This is a genomic window from Vibrio sp. 1249-1 (genome assembly GCF_033340495.1).
In genome coordinates this window covers 1-1235 of sequence record NZ_JAWOWJ010000079.1, presented here as the reverse complement: position 1 = coordinate 1235, position 1235 = coordinate 1, and the positions used below count along the sequence as shown (strand labels likewise).

Genomic DNA, 1235 nt, shown 5'->3' with positions numbered 1-1235 from the left:
ACCCACCAACAACGCACAACAAATCATAAAAAACGATTTCATGATGTAGTGCCATTTTCCTTTCTTTCTCTCCTCTCGCCAATAAACATACTTATGTTCTCGGTTATACATTACTCCTCCACAAAGTGACAGCGTCACTCATTAAATGATAGTGTGGGTTCAGTGCATCAGCACTATGGTAATCATAGTGCTGTTTACTAGGAGTTGCCTGTCAAACCAATGAGAAGAACACAAAAATGACATTGTGTTTTGGGAAGAATTCGCTTCGCGTTTTAGAAAGGAAAGAAATAGCGACTAAGCTGATAAAATCTCTTTGTATGAGCGATGCTCTCTATCCGCTTCGCTCAGATGAAACTGCTGCGCAAGTGCGACTAACTGCTCGCGATAGCTAGCCAAAGCAGTTTCGTCGTCGGTCATAATAGCGAACTCCGCAAAGTGACCAAAACCATCGAGAAAATCTAAGGTGATATGGAACTCGCCGACAAAGAAGATACTTCTGATTTTCTTGCTGCGTTGAATCACTTCGTAGCCCATGTTTTCGAGCATACTTTGAGCAGAATCTAACTTAGTGATATTTGTTGCTTCACAACGGTCAGCTTCTGGCCCTTTTACAATCCACAGTTTGATGCCGGCAGGCTGAATTTCTCTGAGCACTAAACTCTTGCCCTGCTGAGTAAGCGTGCGTTGTGGGGTATCGTAAAACCAATCTGACTCTTGGTTGTTTTCGAACATGACTTCATGCTCAATCTGTTTGAGCATGTTTAAAAATGCATCATGATTTTTTACTCGATACTTTAACTCGACTTCAAACTGCCCTTGGAAATGCGCGTCACTCACCACTCGCCTCTACTACATAAACGTCGAAAGGAGCCGAATACTACACTCAAAATCTTAATCGTGTTGTGGCAATACACTCAGCTTGCGCATTTAGTGCTTTCGAAACACCCAGATTGGGCCGATTAATAAGAGCTGTAGGTCCTCAAAAAAGGATGGCTTTTTGCCCTCGATTTTGTGCCCAATGAACTGAAGAATCCACAAAGCGCCAAACAGCAGCATAGAAATGTGTAAGACGGGTAGATCTAGAATCTCCAACGACCAAATCAAACCAATACACGCTAACGTGTAACCGAGCATCATCATGAACACACTGAGAGATAAACGGAAGTAAAAGACCCAAACCGGAATGACAGCGAACCAAACCCAGTTGAGCTGAAAACCTAAGATTGAAAGTTGAG

2 protein-coding genes are annotated in these 1235 nt (G+C 42.8%); both read right to left on the bottom strand.

Annotated elements, in window-relative coordinates:
• Positions 1-294 precede the first annotated feature (294 nt).
• On the bottom strand, positions 295-840 hold the full coding sequence (cyaB, locus tag R7Z50_RS24380; RefSeq protein ID WP_031430775.1) for a class IV adenylate cyclase: 546 nt from the start codon (positions 838-840) through the stop codon (positions 295-297).
• 87 nt (positions 841-927) lie between these two features.
• The coding region (locus R7Z50_RS24375; protein ID WP_318149332.1) for an Mpo1-like protein at positions 928-1235 on the bottom strand (308 nt) is incomplete at its 5' end.